The following is a 14,914-nucleotide window of genomic DNA, read 5'->3' as shown; positions in this document are numbered from 1 at the left end:
ATTTGTTATTTGGAATTTCCGTCTCGTGTATAATGTTGGCGTGAACGAAGGTCCATATCGAAAAATGTTTGTAGAAGTGCGAGACATGCGTGATGATTCTTTTCGGATCATTTTCCCGAAATTTTCCCGATGGATAGAAATCAGCGGAAACGAAATGTATTCATTGCCCTGTCTTTCCCTGGAAGACTTCAAAAAGCTGTTCAGCAATAAAGTCCGGCCCCTCGCTGAAGATGACTTTAAGGCTTATCTGCAAGGCCTCTCAAATGAGGAGCTCGAGGAATTACGAGATGCAATGGCGAGCAATATAGCCCCGGGAAACGAAAAAATTTATCGATAAAAAACTTGGCGCTTTGGCGGCTTGGCGGTTCATTTTACATCTTGCAATAGATTTCTGACTCCAATATGATTGTCATGAGCGTAAGCTCAAGCTTGTGTTAACGGAAATTCAACCTCTTGTTGGAAAGACCCTCCTCCTTCATTCTTCCGCTGTTCGCAATCAGTCTGTTCCCCGGAATGGCCGTTTCGTGATGCGCGGCAGACTTGCGTGTGAGAGACTTTCCTCAGGGACCTCGGAGTAAATATGCAAAAGAAGCTTTTTGTTGGTGGATTGCCGTATAGTACTCAGCAGGAGGAAGTCGAACAGCTTTTTTCGCAATGCGGGCAAGTACTCTCTGCGACTATTGTTCGGGATAAATTCACAAATCAGTCTCGCGGTTTTGGTTTTGTAGAAATGGCTACAGAAGAACAGGCTGCTGAGGCGATCAATCGTTTGAATGGGACGCAACTTGGGGGCCGCACAATCGTTGTCAACGAATCCCGGCCGAAAGAAACCCGGAATTCGTCGGGCGATAACAGAAACCGTCCGCGGTTCAATCAACAGCGGAGAGGCGGTTTTCGAAGCTAAGGATTCGTTGGCCAGCGTGAGCTAATCACGCATCTGCTCTGTAGGTCTGCCGGCTAATGTTTTTTCTAGTTCGGGAGGGAGCGCGAAGTGTACATCTTCGTCAACCGTTTGCACTTCCTGAACCTCTTTGTAACCGAATTGACCTAAGTATTGGATCACTTCGTTTACAAGAAACTCCGGAGTGGATGCACCGGCCGTAATACCCACAGACTCCACATTCTCAAGCCACGCAGGATTGATCCTGTGGGTATCATTGATGAGGTAGGCCTGCGCGCCCGCTTTTTCCGCGACTTCAACAAGCCGGTTGGAATTCGAACTGTTTGCGGAACCGATTACAAGAATGACTTGCGCGGTACGGGACAAATGTTGAACGGCGTTTTGACGGTTTTGAGTTGCGTAACAAATATCATTTACATTCGGGCCTTCGATTTGAGGATAGCGTAGCCGGAGCCGTTCGATGATTTCGCGCGTATCGTCCAGACTCAGAGTTGTTTGAGTTAAGTATGCGATCCTGGCATTTGCCGGCAGATCCAGCTGGTCTACTTCTTCTGATGAACCGACAAGCTTGATGTGATCCGGTGCTTCTCCCATCGTTCCCACCACTTCTTCATGATGCTCATGGCCGATTAAAATGATTGTGTAGTTCTGCCGTTTATAGCGAAGTGCTTCCAGATGCACCTTGGTAACGAGCGGACAGGTTGCATCGATCGTTTTCAACTCTCGCGCCACGGCGCGTTTTCGGATTTCGGGCGAGATACCATGGGCACTGAAAATAACACGGCAACCTGCAGGAACATCATCTAAAGTGCGAACAAATTCAACTCCTTTGTTGCGAAAATCTTTCACGACATGGGCGTTATGAACGATCTCGTTCAATACGTACAGGGGAGTTCCGTAAACTTCGAGCGCAAGATTCACAATGTCAATTGCGCGGACCACGCCTGCGCAAAAACCGCGAGGACTTGCCAGTAGGATTTGCTTGCTCATGAAAGGCTCAAAAGTTCAAGGGTTATTATATGTGTCAGGTGGTCGTAGTGCTACTGTACGAACGCGCAGCCTCTATACCGGCTTTCTCATTGATGAAGCCGAGCCCGATCAGTCCGAATACAAAAAACAGACCTGTAACGAGGATTGCAATACGCTGATCGCCGGTTCCACTCGAAAGGAGTCCAAATACGAGCGGACCAATGGCAGTCGAAAGTTTCCAGAACAAGCCCCAAAAGCCAAAAAATTCCGCTGATTTTTCTATAGGAGAAAAAAGACCCACAAGGGCTCTTGCTGCCGATTGGCTCGATCCTATTCCCAGGCCGGCGAGATTGCCGACGATGAAAAAGGTTGTCTTGTCTTTGGAAAAGTACGCACCTATGATGGTTGCGATCCAGACAGTCAGCGTCGCATAAATGGTATTCTTGGGACCGATCCGGTCTTGCGCCAAACCAAACAGGAAAGCACCAAGCGAAGCGGAGATTTGGGTGATTAAAAAGAAAATCAGGAATTCACCTGCGGTTAGTTTGATGGTTTCGACTGCATAAATCGCGGCAAAAACAACAACGGTCGTGACACCACAATTGTAAATACCAAAGAGAACAAGGAACTTGAAGAGCTCGCGAAAACGGCGCAGATGAGCGAATGTATCGCGTATACGTGAAAATCCTGCCGATATGTAAGAGGTACCGGGTGGCAGATCACTTGCTTTTTTTCGTTCACGAACCCAGAGAAACGTAGGAATGCCGGCCAAAAGGAAAAAAACAGCGACCACAAGGTTTGTCATTCGCAGGTTTTCTGCATTCTCCGGACCAAATCCTCCCTTTAAATAGGGAAAGCAAAATAGCAAAGAGGTGAGCCCTCCGATGTAGCCGAGCGCCCATCCAAAACCGGAAATCTTGCCCATATGTTCCGGTTTTGAGATTTCAGGAAGGAAGCTGGCGATAAAATTTTCACCACTGGAAAAAGCAAAATTTGCGACGATGAAAATACAAAGCGCAAGAAGAATTTGTCCGGGTCCGGTAAATGTGAGTAAAGCAGTGAAGGTCACACAAAGGATGTAACTCAGAAACAGAAATTTCTTTTTGGCGGCGGAAAAATCTGCAATTGCGCCGAGCAACGGCGCGGAGAGCAAAACAAGTGTTTGCGACACCGTATTGCCGATGGCCCACAGGCGGTCTCCGTCTGTTCGGCCGGCTGCGATGATGTTACGGAAATAAACCGAATAGACAATCGTGATGATGATTGTTGTGAATGCGGAATTTGCAAAATCAAAAAAACACCAGGAAAGAATTTCCCGTTTATTCTGTATGCCTTTCCACATAGTTAATCGTGGATCGTAATCGTGATCTTGATTGTGCTCTTGATCATAATCGCGTTCTTAATCATGATCGAAAAAAGATCAAGATTATGATTACGATTACGATCCACGATTAATCTACGAGGGCTATGATCCTCACCGGACCGCCGGTTCCGTTTTCGATTTTCATGGGGAGTGCGATCAGAAATGCGCCTTTTACCGGTACTTGATCCAGATTTGCGACGTTCTCCAGACCGTAAATATTAGCGCCGTTAAAAATCTGATGAACAATGAAGTCCTTGGAAGTACCGGGATCCAGACTGGCTGTGTCGAGTCCGGCTCCCTTTATCTTGCGTTGTTTTGCCAAAAACTCAGCTGCTTCTTTGGAAAAAGCTGGAAAATGAAGATTGCTCGCATAGCCCGGCTTGTCATCTCCCAGATACTTCTTTTTGTCCGGCCAAAATTTGCCCCAGCCGGTCCGCAGAAGCAAAATTGAATCAGCAGGAATATTTCCGTTTTTCTTTTCCCATTCTTGAATATCTTTTACAGTAAGTGTGTAGTCCGCATTGCCGGCACATTTTGTAGAGATGTCGATTACGACCGCGGGTCCCACAAAACGTTCGATCGGAACCTGATCGCTTGTCCATCCTTTTTCAGCAAAATGAATCGGCGCATCCAGGTGGGTGCCGCCATGTTCGGATCCGGAAATGTTCGCGCTGCTGTAGAAATAACCTGCTTCTGTTTTGCCCCATGACGTTTTTTCATGTTGAAAGGATTTTGAAGTGGGCCAGTAAATGGTCTGCTCATTGAATGAATAGGTCAGATCGAGAATCTTTTTTGCTTTCAGTTCCGCCGCGGAAAGAGAAGCACAGAAAAAGAGAAGTAGTATGAAGATTCGAAACATAACCCCTCCACAAAGATAGGGACCACAGGCGTCCTCGCCTGCATTATGGACCGCGGGCGTCGCGTCTGCAACTACCCTCGGACGGACTTCAGCTCTTGAAAATCCACAAGGGTGTCACGCACCTGATCGGCGACCGGCAGATCGGATCCATAGCGAAGGATCATGCTGTATTGATCGAGCGCTTTCTGGTATTCGCCGACAGCCTGGTAGAGTTTGCCCTGTTTTAACGCATCTTCAGCGAGTACATTCATGCGTTTGACAACCTCTTTGTCGAGCTGGCTGCCGGGAAAACTTCTACGAAATTCGTATCCATTTTGGAGAGTTTTAAATGAGGAGGCAATTGATTTCATCCGTTCAGAAGCAAGTTTAGCGATTGCGGCATCCTTTGTCTGGGTGGAGAGTTTATGAGAGGACGCGAGATCTTCGAGACGCGGAATCAATTGTTGAAGACGCTCTTTTGCTTTGTTTTTCCATTGCGAATCTTTTTCCAGTAGCTTCAAATGAAGTTCTACTGCCTGAGAGCTTTTGTTCAAAATGCGGTAGTTCTCAGCCAATTGAAATTGCACTTCCGGGACGCGGGAATTGTCCGGAAAATTGCTCAGAAACCGCTCCAGCATTTGTGTATCGAAGGCTTGTTTGGCGAGAACTTCTTCATAAAGTGACAAAACCGTTTCTTTCTCTTTCTTCATCTTCTCAATGTTTTGTTTGAGGCTTGCAAGAAGAGTGGCGTCCGGTTCATCCTGCTGGATTTCTTTCAAATTCGTCTCATAAACTTCCAACAGTTTTCCGTAATCCCGGAAAAAGTTTTCTTTGCTGAACTCCTTTGCCTCAGCTTGTTGAATGAACCACACACGGAGCTCCTGCGCTCTCTTCCCCTTGGGCAAGGCGTTTAACGCCATGCGTCGCAATTCAGTTTTTCCCTGTTCTTCTTTTTCACTTTTGATGAATTCCAGAAAATTTTCCTGCGTTTTCAATCTGTATTCTGATGGATCAGCCGGGTTTTTTGAAAGGTCGATGGTGGCCGCCAGAACGCGGGAGATTCCAACACGATCCTCAAGATAGGGATGCGTCCGCCAGTAACCATACCCGGGCGCTTCATAGATCTTTCTGCGCATTTTTTCAAATAATTGACTTGCGCCTTGCGGCGAAAATCCGGCTCCGGCTGCCGCTCGCATACCAGCTTCATCCGCTTCCAGCTCCAGCTCCCGACCAAATCCGCGCAATAGCAGCTCCTGAAAAATGAGTCCGAACCCCGCCACACCCTGCAGAACCTCCGCTTTATTGGATTGTCTTTCGTATCCGGTTACCGGATCGTAACCGCCGCTGTTATCGCGAATCCCTACTGCAATTCCAATCACGAGCGCCTGATACAGAAGATTCATCAACGTTTGCCGTTTGGACATTCTGCGGAAATGGTCATTCTTGACGTGAATGATTTCATGTCCAATCAGAGCGGCGAGTTCCTCATCCGTCAGATCCAGATCAAGCATTCCGGTTGTGATAAAAATAAATCCGCCGGGAAGAGCGAACGCATTTGGCTCTTCCATCTTCACGATCCGGAAAGAGAGATGGGGCATTTCAGGCGCCGCCCGGTTTGCAACACGGTATGCGATGTCGTTCAGCCGTTTTACTTTTTCAGCATCCTCGACAAGTCCCAGTTCGCGCGTCGCCTCCAGTGCAACTCGCAGCCCTTTTTCAAAATCCTTTGGCGTTGCACTGGGAGCCGATTGCGTAGCGGCCGGCCAACCAGGGACCGATAGGAAAAGTTGAATAGATAGAAATAGAGCGACCTTCTTCATATCACTAATATAAGACTTCGGTATATAAAGGAAAGACGATTATGAACCGCCAAGGCGCCAAGCACGCCAAGGGAAAAAAGCTTTAATTCAAAATCTTGGCGACTTGGCGTCTTGGCGGTTAAAATGCAGGCGAGTACCATACAAAATGGTAAAATAGTGCCGCAAAGATGCGAATCGCTGGACTTTCGGACATCGGTCTGGTTCGCACGAAGAATGAAGATGCGTACTGGTTCGATATGGATCGGGCCATATTCATTCTAGCTGACGGACTGGGAGGTCATAGGGCGGGTGAGGTTGCAGCCAATCTGGCCGTCAAGATTGTTGCCGAGCGTCTGTCAGCGGCAGTAGACCGCAAACTCAAAAACTTCGATCTGATTGATGCTTTGCAGGAAGCTTTTGGCGCAGCTTCAGCAGAAATCTATAAACGCGGAAAATCGTCGGAAAAACTGACAGGCATGGGTTGTTCACTCATTGCCGGGATCCTGCATGAAGAAAATTGTTACCTTGCTCATGCCGGAGATTCACGCGCGTATCTTTATTTCGAAAACACACTCTCGCAAATGACAGTCGACGACACACCTGTTGCCGCATTGATCAAACGAGGTTACTTGCTTCCGGAAAAAGCCCGTTCGCACAACATGAAGAATGTTCTTGTGAAATCGATCGGAACAAAATCCAAAGTGGATGCAAACATCACGCAGTTTCCGGTAAAAGCAAAGGAAAGACTCCTGCTTTGCAGTGACGGTTTATGGGGAGCGCTTGATCACAAAAGGATGTGCGAGATCCTTCGAAAGCCAATGTATCCGGAAAGAGCTTGCCAGGAGCTGATTGCTCGCGCGCGGTCCGAAGGCGGAAAGGATAACATTACCGTGATCATTGTAGATGTGGAGAATCCAGCTGATAACATTGGTGTCATAACCGTAGAAATGCCTCGTCCGATATAATAGTGCTGAGTGAAGGAGGAAGTAATGGCAAAAAGACAGACTAAGGTAAAAGTCAAAGCGAAGAAGAAACCGGTTGCAAAGGCTAGAGCAAAGGCGAAGGCAAAAACGAAAAGGATCGTAGCAAGAGTTAAATCCAAAGTGACTCATGCTGCCAAGGCTGTAACCAAAACAGTGAAGGCGAAGACATCGCAGTTAAAGAGTGCTGTGTCGCAGGCGGCAGCGCCGCTCTTGCACAAAGCAAAGGCTCCCGGGTATCAGTGGATTAATGCATTTCTTACAGTACGTGACTGTTCACAGGCAATAGCTTTTTATCAAACTGTATTCGGATTCGAGTTGCGCATGAGCATGCCAGGCCCGGATGGAAAGATCGTGCACGCGGAAATGCTGCACAACGGATCCGTTCTCATGATGGGCCCGGCCAATCAACAGATGGGCGCGCCGGAAGGGCAGTCACCGGTTATTCTCTATACGTATGTGGAAAATGTGGATGAAGTGGCTTCACGCGCGGGCAGTGCAGGCGCAACAATAGTTCAGCAACCGCGGGACGAATTCTGGGGAGATCGTTGTTGTATCCTGGTCGATCCACAAGGACATTCCTGGATGCTGGCGACTCACGTAAAAGATATTTCTCCGGAAGAAATGCACATGCCGTAGCGCGGACGTCCCGTCTGCGCAGGTCACGCAGGCGTGACGCCCGCGCTACTTTGATCAGCCTGCAAGCCGTGGCCTGAACGAGCGGCATAAACTGCTGCGGTGAAGAGACCTACAATCACCGCAAAAATGAAAACTCCGCCCAGAGTGATCCATGCACCGGGGATAGCCGGCTGAAAAATCGCAAGAAATTCACCCCATGGATCAAAGGATGATGGTGGTTTTGCGCGCATTTTCTTCAACGCTCCCATCAAGGCAAGGAATCCGGATGCAAAAAAGAATCCGACTACTCCTCCGATAAGACCTCTTAATGCCAGCGCCGAAGAGTGAAGTGGTTTGGGTTCCGATGGCGGAAGCACTTCGAATGCTGGTTCTTTTGTGCCGAAGGGCACAAATCGCGAAAGCAATACCATCCCGGGAATTCCAAAAGCCATGGAACTCCAGAAAAATATCGTCCAGCCGATTGCATCCACCATAAAACCTGTCAATGGTCCTGCAAGGATTCGTGGAAGCCCGAATAAACTGGAAAACAATGCATACTGCGTGGCAGAAAATCTTTTTTGTGTCATTCGCAAAAGCAAAACCGAAAATGCTCCTGTTCCAAGCCCCTGGGTGAAAGTCTCAAATCCCATTGCGCCATACATCAGCGGTCTGTTTACGTCTGAAATGGAGACGAGTACGTAGCCAATATTTGAAATGATTTGCAGAAATCCAAAAAACCATAGGGAGTGACCGAGTCCAAGAGTTGTAGTTAGAATACCTCCTAAGAACGTGCCTGCAAGGGTTGCGGTTAGTCCGACAGTGCCGAGCGCAAGTCCGCGATCAAGATCGCTGTAACCCATATCCACCAGGAAGGGCCGCAGAAGCGCGGTTGCAAGATTGTCTGCGAGTTTATAGCAAACCACGAACGCAAGTATTTCCAACGCGCGGTGGCGGGAGAGAAATCCCAGAAAAGGATACCAGACCGCCTCTTTTAAACTCGCTGGAGGTTTTACTTTCTCTTCTGGTTCGGGAGCTTTTAGAGTGATGAGCAACATCGGCAAATAAAGAAATGCCAGCACGGCATTCACAGCGGGCCAGGAAAAATATCCTGCGAGTGTGATGCTCATAGCTCCAGCCACATACATCGCCGCGCGATAAACGGCGATGCGAGCGCCTGCCGCCACTCCCTGTTCCTCGGGTCGAAGAACATCTACAGCATACGCATCGATCGCAATATCCTGACTCGCCGATGCAAAAGCGATCGCGAAAGCGAGTGCGCCAATCACCCACGGAGTATCAGGGTGATCGCCAAGTCCTGCAAGAGAGAGAGTCAGGGCAAAAAGCGCAACCTGCGCTATTGCCATCCAACCACGACGCCGACCAAGCCACGGTGGAACATAGCGATCCATCAAGGGCGACCAAAGAAACTTGAAAGACCAGGGCGCTTGAGCCAGCGTGATCAATCCGACCAACCTTATGTCCATGCCGGAATCGCGCAGCCAATCCGGTATCGCAATCCATACGAGTCCCAGGGGAAGTCCGGAGGAAAAAGATAGAAGAACTACGGATGCTGTGCGCCAGGATCGAAGCGCAAGGGAAAGACTTCGAAAGGTAGATGGTCTCTCAGCCATTTACGAATATATATAAGATTGAACAGAAGAACGCAAAGCACGCAAAGAATTTTAATATTTTTATCTTCGCGTCCTTTGCGATCTTCTGTTTTAAAAGAGCTATGATTTTTTTGCGTCAGGGAGTTCGTTGAGTCTTTGATCCAGCTCTTCAATCACGTCTTCTGGTTTTGTGCCTTTTTCAAACGACATGGAATAAACAGCAGGCTGCAAAGTCAATTTTCGTTTTTTCAAGAAAACCAGTGAGACAATAACTTCGCGCACCCGTGAAGCAACTGCTTTGGTGCCCTGTTCAGAGGTTTCCGGAAGCAGAATCAAAAAAGAATCTTCGTTGTAGCGCGCGAGTAAATCGAATTCGCGAAGCTCCTGACGCATTGCTTCGCATACATCTTTCAATACTTCGTTTCCAAAGGAGTAGCCGTAGTGCACGTTAATCGACTTGAAATTATCCAGATGAACAAGAATCAGCCCAATGGGGCGTCTGAAACGCTGCATCCGTTTCAGCTCTTCCGAGACTCGTTTTTCCATGTAGTGCCGGTTATAGGAATTGGTAACGCGGTCCATCAAAGTGAGATTTTGAAGCTCTTGAAGTATGCGTTCACGCGCCAGCTTGGACTCCGCATGATTGGAGACAATCTGCCGGAGCTCATCCACTTCGAATGGTTTAGAAAGGAACAAATCGGCTCCCGCTTTGTAACACCGAACCCGGCATTCGCGGTCATCGCGCGCGGTCAGGACAATGATTCGAGTAAATTTCAGATGGGCATCCCGCTTGAAGAACTCGCAAACATCGAATCCATCCAGTTCCGGCATCATGATGTCCAGCAAAAGAACGTCGGGTAAAAACTGTCTGGCAAGAAAAAGAACGTCTTTCGGTGAGTTGGAGGCCATGACTTCATAGCCTTCCTCTTTCATGATCTCGGAAAGAAGGTCTGTCAAAGATGGATCATCATCCAGAATCAGTATCCTGGGTTTTCTTTGCATCTACCCCTCTCTCCCGGATTTGATGGTATTGTATTACAAAAGTGTTGAAAGTGTTGAACCTCTTGAACCCTTGAACATTAATATGGCTTGACCGGCGCGGCCGATTCTACTACTATTGTAGTAAACCGGTTCGACCACCTCTATATAGATTCAAAAAAGTAAAGATTTTACTGGTTAAGAAAACTCCATAGGAAGCGAAATGGACGAAAGGAAGTATAAGCAACGCGGTTACATGGAAGAATACAAAGAGGAGCCTCGAAAGGATCGCCAGCAAAGGCCTTCATCCAAGCATTCCGGAATGAAACGTTACGGCATGCGTGATGGAGGAACGGCGCGATCCGGCATTCGCTGCGCACGGTGTGGGAAGGTCAGGTCAGTTGTCGCTGACGTGGTGGAATTTGAATCCACATGTGAAAATTGCGGGGCGGATCTTCACACCTGCACGAATTGTTCATTCTTCAAAACGAGCGCGCGGTGGGAATGTTCCAAGCCGATCAGCGCTCGCGTTTCACCCAAAGATGCGCGCAACCGCTGCACATTTTTTGGCCCTGCAGTGTTCGTGGAACGCACGTTTGAAGCGAATTCTACTCCTCAAGACGCGCGAAAAGCTTTTGATGCGCTTTTCAAAAAGTAGGCCTGTTTAAACTACGGCCACGTTTGGAACCGGCAGCTCCAGTTTGGCAATAATCCGGTTCAGCTCCTGTTTTTCTAAAGTTTCTTTTTCTAACAGGGCTTCCGCCAGATCTTCAAGCTTTCTCTTATTCTGCCGGAGCAATTCGATCGTATCGCGGTAAAGACGATCCAGAATTGCTTTTATCTCCAGCTCAATTTCTCTTCCAGTTTCGCTGGAAACGGAAGGACCGCCGTAAAATCTCTTTTGCAGGTAGGGTCCGCCATCTGAGTCGGGAATACTGATCAATCCCAGTCGTTCGGACATGCCATATTCAATGATCATACTGCGCGCAAACTCAGTTGCTTTTTGGAGATCATTTTGCGCGCCCGTTGAAGCTTCATGAAAAATGAGGTCTTCTGCTGCGCGGCCACCCAGCATCACTTTGATACGACTGAGAATCTCTGTTTTGGTGATCAAATACTTGTCTTCTTTCGGTGTCTGCAATGTGTAACCGAGCGCCGCAAAACCTCTGGGGATAATAGAGACGCGTGTCACGGGATCGGTGTTTGGCAAAAGAAGCGCTATCAGAGCGTGACCGGATTCATGAACGGCAACAATTCTTTTTTCCCGCACGTTGATCAGACGACTCCTTTTCTCCGGTCCGGCAAGCACCCTGTCGATGGCGTCCTCCAGATCAATGGTTTCAATGGCATCTTTATTCCGGCGAGCGGCGAGCAAAGCGGCTTCGTTGCAGATGTTGGCCAGATCTGCGCCGACGAACCCCGGAGTCCGTTGCGCAATAATATCCAAATCCACGTCCGGAGCGAGCCGCAAGTTCTTAGTGTGCACTCTCAGAATTGCGAGTCGTCCTTTCAAATCAGGAGCATCCACCACGATCTGGCGGTCAAAACGTCCGGGACGCAGCAACGCAGTATCCAGAACATCCGGTCTATTTGTTGCTGCAAGAATAATTACACCTTTTCGCGCATCGAAACCGTCCATTTCGGACAACAACTGATTCAATGTCTGTTCCCGCTCATCGTGAGCGCCAATCATTCCACCCGCTCCACGATGGCGTCCGATCGCATCAATTTCATCGATGAAAATGATGCAGGGCGCTTTCTTTTGCGCGCGATCAAACAAATCACGCACTCGAGCCGCGCCAACACCAACAAACATTTCCACGAAATCGGAACCGCTTAAGCTCAAAAAGGGCACATTTGCTTCTCCGGCAGTCGCTCGCGCAAGTAGCGTCTTTCCCGTTCCGGGAGGTCCTACGAGCAGAACACCTTTCGGGAGCTTGCCGCCAAGTCTCTGGAATTTGCCGGGATTCTTCAGGAATTCCACAAGCTCCATCATCTCAACTTTTGCTTCATCCACTCCGGCGACTTCATTAAACGTGATTTTCTCTTCGGTCTCCGTATACATTTTTGCCCGGTTCTTTCCAAACGAAATTACCTGTTCACTGGCTCCGCCCAGCCGCCGGAAAATGTATCCCCAGAAAAGAATCAGAAGTATGAAAAGCGGAATCCATGTGAACAGAAATTGCATTAAACCCGAATTTCGATATTCACCGCGGTAATCAACTCCCTTCGATTCAAGCAGGCCTATCAATTGGGGATCCTCGATCACGACCGTAGTGTATCGAACCTTCTTGCCCGTTGAGTCGATCAAATCTCCTTCGATGGTGTTCTTGGAGATGATTGCAGACTTGACACGCCCTTCTTTTACTGAGTTCTTGAAATGGGCGTACGAGATTTCATTGCCGGGAGGATTTATCCCTGTAAAAAGGAGATAAAGGATGATGAGAATGAAAATTCCAGGAAAGAACGAATTCCGGAAAATCTGCTGGAACCGGCTTTCCGGCTGTTTTGGCTTCTGCTGGTTCCTGTTTTGTGTTGTCATATCGACTCTAAATATAATATGGAGTTTGTCATACTGCAAAACATCTCCGACGGAGGATTTTCATGGAAGAGTCCATCAAAACAGTTAAGAACTCGCAGGTAGAAGCAATCGAAATCGTTTTTCCCAACGACGCCAATCCGCATGGAAATGTCTTTGGGGGCAGAGTCATGCAACTCATTGATATTATCGGGTCTGTTTCCGCAATGCGCCATTGTCGAAACAGTGTTGTGACGGCTTCGATGGACAAGTTGGATTTCTTGAGTCCCGCCTACGTCGGAGAAATCCTCATTTTTCAGGCCTCTGTAAATTTCGTGGCTCGGACCTCCCTCGAAGTGGGAGTCAAAGTAACGGCTGAAAACCCCCTAACCGGCGAGCATCGCCACACGGCAAGCGCCTATCTGACATACGTTTCGATTGATAAAACCGGTAAGCCAGTGCAGATTCCTCCGATTCTTCCTGAAACGGGTGAGGAAAAGCGACGTTTTGAACAAGCAGGAAAGCGCCGGGAAATCCGCGTCCTTGAACGCGCCGCGAGGAAGAAGTAGGAATTTTAACGCAGAGCCGCAGAGCACGCAGAGACCGCAGAGAGATTTTATTTTATTATTTTTTTCTTTGCGTTCTCTGCGCCTCTGCGTTAAGAGCTATGCTAGCTAGCTTGCATTGTAGCCTTTGCGGTAGCGCAACTTCACGCCGGGACGCTTGCATGTGATGTCGATTTCACGCCACGCCACAACGTTTCTCCTGGTCATGGGTTTGTAGCCGAGTGAATATTGACTGCGCATTCCTGCTCGCAACTTTTCCATCACATCATTCAGTGAGCGTAGACTTGTTGGAAAAAATGCATAACCACCACTGGCTTCCGCAAGTTTCTCCAGGATGTACCGTCCCCTCAGCGGGTTATTGCCGAGAGACATCGTGCCAAATGCGAGAACAGTAACATCGGAAGCCACAAGATTGGAAATCACCTCATCCAATCTGAGTTTGCTCGAAGTGTCTTCCCCGTCCGAAAAAACAACAATGATTTTTCTACCCTGCTGGCCTTTGAGTTTATCCATGGCAAAGTAAATGGAATCCAGAAGAGCGGTATATCCACCCTCCACGCTCTGGAAAAGAATAGCGGTGCTGATTTTTTTCTTATCAGAAATCAGCGCCGTCTCTTCAGCCGGCATGTCATTGAATGAAATCAGTGTCATGCGATCATTGGCCCTGAGCTCATCGAGTAGACGGAAAGCGGCATTTTTGACGATGTCCAGCTTGTTGGTCCCCTGTACTTCTGAAGACATGCTCTCACTTTTATCGATAACAAGTGCCAACGTGAGAGGAACATCTTTTTCTCCGAGCTTGTCGCTTTGCTCGTTGGCGAAGTTCGAAAAATGAGTGATGCTCTGAGCTGTTCCATTTTCTTTGAGGATCAGCTCATCTGGTTTTAAATCGGTGATGAAGTGTCCTTTGGAATCCGTTGCCGATAGATACACATTGACCAGATCTACTCTGACGGTTTCCTGCACTTGCTGACTCCAGGAAATGACTGTACAGAAGATGAAAACGGGAATGAATAGGACTCTCTTCATCAGGGGTGTGAGGGACCTCCCGGGACCAGGGATTTGGAATACTTGAAAAGAATATCATAAAATACGATGCTCATTGTGGTGTTATACTCCTCAACGGAAGAGAACTGGAAATGTCAAAAGATAATCTGATTTTTGCTCTTGCAGGCATGGTAATCGGCGTGATCCTTGGAGTTTTGATAGCAAATTCGAATGGTCCTAGACAGGTTGTGTCCGCGCCTGGGCCTCAAGAAATGACAACATCCTCAAATCAGAGTACAGCGCCCCAGGAACAAGGACAGCTTCCGGATGGGCATCCTCCGATCGATGAATCTGCGTTGAAATCCCGGATCGCGGAACAACAGGAGATCTTGAAGAAAGATCCGAACAACCAGGAAGCCACAGTCTCTATTGCGAATCTTAACTTTGATCTTAAGAACTATTACGAAGCAATCCAGTGGTATGAAAAAGCCCTCGTGCGTGATCCTTCCAATATCGATTTGATTACAGATCTTGGGACTTCTCATATGTGGATGGGCGAATACCAGAAGGCGATCGACCTGTACAACAAGTCCTTGTCTATTAATCCCAAGCACCTGCAGTCATTGATGAATCTGGGAATTGCGCGTATGAGCCTCGGGGACCGGGCCGGGGCCGCCGAGATGTGGGAAAAAGTGATTACCTTTTATCCGAATCATCCCGAAGTTCCCATGCTTAAGCAAGCTATCACGAAATTACGCACCGAGAAATCATAAGAATATTGCAAATT

At 48.2% G+C, this 14,914-nt stretch carries 15 protein-coding genes; 7 read left to right on the top strand and 8 right to left on the bottom strand.

Going from position 1 to position 14,914, the window contains the following annotated elements:
• Window positions 1-337, top strand: a 337-nt coding sequence (locus L0156_12375) for a hypothetical protein (protein MCI0603796.1), incomplete at its 5' end; no start/stop codon positions are given.
• Between the two features lie 243 nt (window positions 338-580).
• The gene (locus L0156_12370) at window positions 581-904 is read left to right on the top strand and encodes an RNA-binding protein (GenBank protein MCI0603795.1); all 324 of its coding nucleotides are present in this window, start codon (window positions 581-583) and stop codon (window positions 902-904) included.
• Window positions 905-925: 21 nt separating this feature from the next.
• Here the strand turns inward: L0156_12370 and L0156_12365 are convergent, their stop codons facing one another.
• The 4 genes from L0156_12365 to L0156_12350 form a co-directional block, all read right to left on the bottom strand.
• Window positions 926-1,891 carry a 4-hydroxy-3-methylbut-2-enyl diphosphate reductase gene (locus L0156_12365; GenBank protein MCI0603794.1) on the bottom strand — a complete coding sequence of 322 codons (966 nt, stop codon included), beginning with the start codon at window positions 1,889-1,891 and terminating at the stop codon, window positions 926-928.
• Between the two features lie 34 nt (window positions 1,892-1,925).
• A complete protein-coding gene (locus tag L0156_12360; protein MCI0603793.1) occupies window positions 1,926-3,212 on the bottom strand; it encodes an MFS transporter in 1,287 nt (428 codons plus the stop codon).
• Window positions 3,213-3,321: 109 nt separating this feature from the next.
• Window positions 3,322-4,092 (bottom strand): cyclase family protein, encoded by a 771-nt coding sequence (locus L0156_12355; protein ID MCI0603792.1) that lies wholly within the window; start codon window positions 4,090-4,092, stop codon window positions 3,322-3,324.
• A 71-nt stretch (window positions 4,093-4,163) separates the two neighbouring features.
• Entirely contained in the window at window positions 4,164-5,891 is a 1,728-nt protein-coding gene (locus L0156_12350) for a M48 family metalloprotease (protein ID MCI0603791.1), read from the bottom strand.
• Window positions 5,892-6,058: 167 nt separating this feature from the next.
• Between L0156_12350 and L0156_12345 the strand changes: the two genes are divergently transcribed.
• Both L0156_12345 and L0156_12340 read left to right on the top strand, forming a co-directional pair.
• Window positions 6,059-6,835, top strand: a complete 777-nt coding sequence (locus L0156_12345) for a protein phosphatase 2C domain-containing protein (protein MCI0603790.1) — start codon at window positions 6,059-6,061, stop codon at window positions 6,833-6,835.
• Window positions 6,836-6,859: 24 nt separating this feature from the next.
• Window positions 6,860-7,489 carry a glyoxalase/bleomycin resistance/extradiol dioxygenase family protein gene (locus tag L0156_12340; protein ID MCI0603789.1) on the top strand — a complete coding sequence of 210 codons (630 nt, stop codon included), beginning with the start codon at window positions 6,860-6,862 and terminating at the stop codon, window positions 7,487-7,489.
• A 23-nt stretch (window positions 7,490-7,512) separates the two neighbouring features.
• Here the strand turns inward: L0156_12340 and L0156_12335 are convergent, their stop codons facing one another.
• Window positions 7,513-9,099 carry an MFS transporter gene (locus L0156_12335; GenBank protein MCI0603788.1) on the bottom strand — a complete coding sequence of 529 codons (1,587 nt, stop codon included), beginning with the start codon at window positions 9,097-9,099 and terminating at the stop codon, window positions 7,513-7,515.
• A 99-nt stretch (window positions 9,100-9,198) separates the two neighbouring features.
• Window positions 9,199-10,080: a diguanylate cyclase gene (locus L0156_12330; GenBank protein ID MCI0603787.1), complete on the bottom strand. Its 882-nt coding sequence runs from the start codon at window positions 10,078-10,080 to the stop codon at window positions 9,199-9,201.
• Between the two features lie 199 nt (window positions 10,081-10,279).
• On the opposite strand from L0156_12330, the gene L0156_12325 reads away from it, so the two are divergent.
• Entirely contained in the window at window positions 10,280-10,714 is a 435-nt protein-coding gene (locus L0156_12325) for a hypothetical protein (protein MCI0603786.1), read from the top strand.
• A 6-nt stretch (window positions 10,715-10,720) separates the two neighbouring features.
• Here the strand turns inward: L0156_12325 and ftsH are convergent, their stop codons facing one another.
• Window positions 10,721-12,598: an ATP-dependent zinc metalloprotease FtsH gene (ftsH, locus tag L0156_12320; protein ID MCI0603785.1), complete on the bottom strand. Its 1,878-nt coding sequence runs from the start codon at window positions 12,596-12,598 to the stop codon at window positions 10,721-10,723.
• 62 nt (window positions 12,599-12,660) lie between these two features.
• On the opposite strand from ftsH, the gene L0156_12315 reads away from it, so the two are divergent.
• Window positions 12,661-13,143, top strand: coding sequence for an acyl-CoA thioesterase (locus tag L0156_12315; protein ID MCI0603784.1), 483 nt, complete (start codon window positions 12,661-12,663; stop codon window positions 13,141-13,143).
• A 105-nt stretch (window positions 13,144-13,248) separates the two neighbouring features.
• Here L0156_12315 and L0156_12310 read toward each other — a convergent pair whose 3' ends face one another.
• Window positions 13,249-14,169 (bottom strand): VWA domain-containing protein, encoded by a 921-nt coding sequence (locus L0156_12310; protein ID MCI0603783.1) that lies wholly within the window; start codon window positions 14,167-14,169, stop codon window positions 13,249-13,251.
• A gap of 110 nt (window positions 14,170-14,279) precedes the next feature.
• Here L0156_12310 and L0156_12305 point away from each other — a divergent pair, with 110 nt between their 5' ends.
• On the top strand, window positions 14,280-14,900 hold the full coding sequence (locus L0156_12305; GenBank protein MCI0603782.1) for a tetratricopeptide repeat protein: 621 nt from the start codon (window positions 14,280-14,282) through the stop codon (window positions 14,898-14,900).
• Window positions 14,901-14,914: the final 14 nt, after the last annotated feature.

Source organism: bacterium (genome assembly GCA_022616075.1).
Classification (GTDB): Bacteria; Acidobacteriota; HRBIN11; order JAKEFK01; family JAKEFK01; genus JAKEFK01.
Note: the sequence above shows the minus strand (reverse complement) of the source record. Positions and strands in the feature narration are given on the sequence as shown.

Bases quoted from the DNA above. Each gene is read 5' to 3' on its own strand.
- L0156_12370 (MCI0603795.1), top strand. From the start codon at position 581: ATGCAAAAGAAGCTTTTTGTTGGTGGATTGCCGTATAGTACTCAGCAG.
- L0156_12365 (MCI0603794.1), bottom strand. From the start codon at position 1,891: ATGAGCAAGCAAATCCTACTGGCAAGTCCTCGCGGTTTTTGCGCAGGC.
- L0156_12360 (MCI0603793.1), bottom strand. From the start codon at position 3,212: ATGTGGAAAGGCATACAGAATAAACGGGAAATTCTTTCCTGGTGTTTT.
- L0156_12355 (MCI0603792.1), bottom strand. From the start codon at position 4,092: ATGTTTCGAATCTTCATACTACTTCTCTTTTTCTGTGCTTCTCTTTCC.
- L0156_12350 (MCI0603791.1), bottom strand. From the start codon at position 5,891: ATGAAGAAGGTCGCTCTATTTCTATCTATTCAACTTTTCCTATCGGTC.
- L0156_12345 (MCI0603790.1), top strand. From the start codon at position 6,059: ATGCGAATCGCTGGACTTTCGGACATCGGTCTGGTTCGCACGAAGAAT.
- L0156_12340 (MCI0603789.1), top strand. From the start codon at position 6,860: ATGGCAAAAAGACAGACTAAGGTAAAAGTCAAAGCGAAGAAGAAACCG.
- L0156_12335 (MCI0603788.1), bottom strand. From the start codon at position 9,099: ATGGCTGAGAGACCATCTACCTTTCGAAGTCTTTCCCTTGCGCTTCGA.
- L0156_12330 (MCI0603787.1), bottom strand. From the start codon at position 10,080: ATGCAAAGAAAACCCAGGATACTGATTCTGGATGATGATCCATCTTTG.
- L0156_12325 (MCI0603786.1), top strand. From the start codon at position 10,280: ATGGACGAAAGGAAGTATAAGCAACGCGGTTACATGGAAGAATACAAA.
- ftsH (MCI0603785.1), bottom strand. From the start codon at position 12,598: ATGACAACACAAAACAGGAACCAGCAGAAGCCAAAACAGCCGGAAAGC.
- L0156_12315 (MCI0603784.1), top strand. From the start codon at position 12,661: ATGGAAGAGTCCATCAAAACAGTTAAGAACTCGCAGGTAGAAGCAATC.
- L0156_12310 (MCI0603783.1), bottom strand. From the start codon at position 14,169: ATGAAGAGAGTCCTATTCATTCCCGTTTTCATCTTCTGTACAGTCATT.
- L0156_12305 (MCI0603782.1), top strand. From the start codon at position 14,280: ATGTCAAAAGATAATCTGATTTTTGCTCTTGCAGGCATGGTAATCGGC.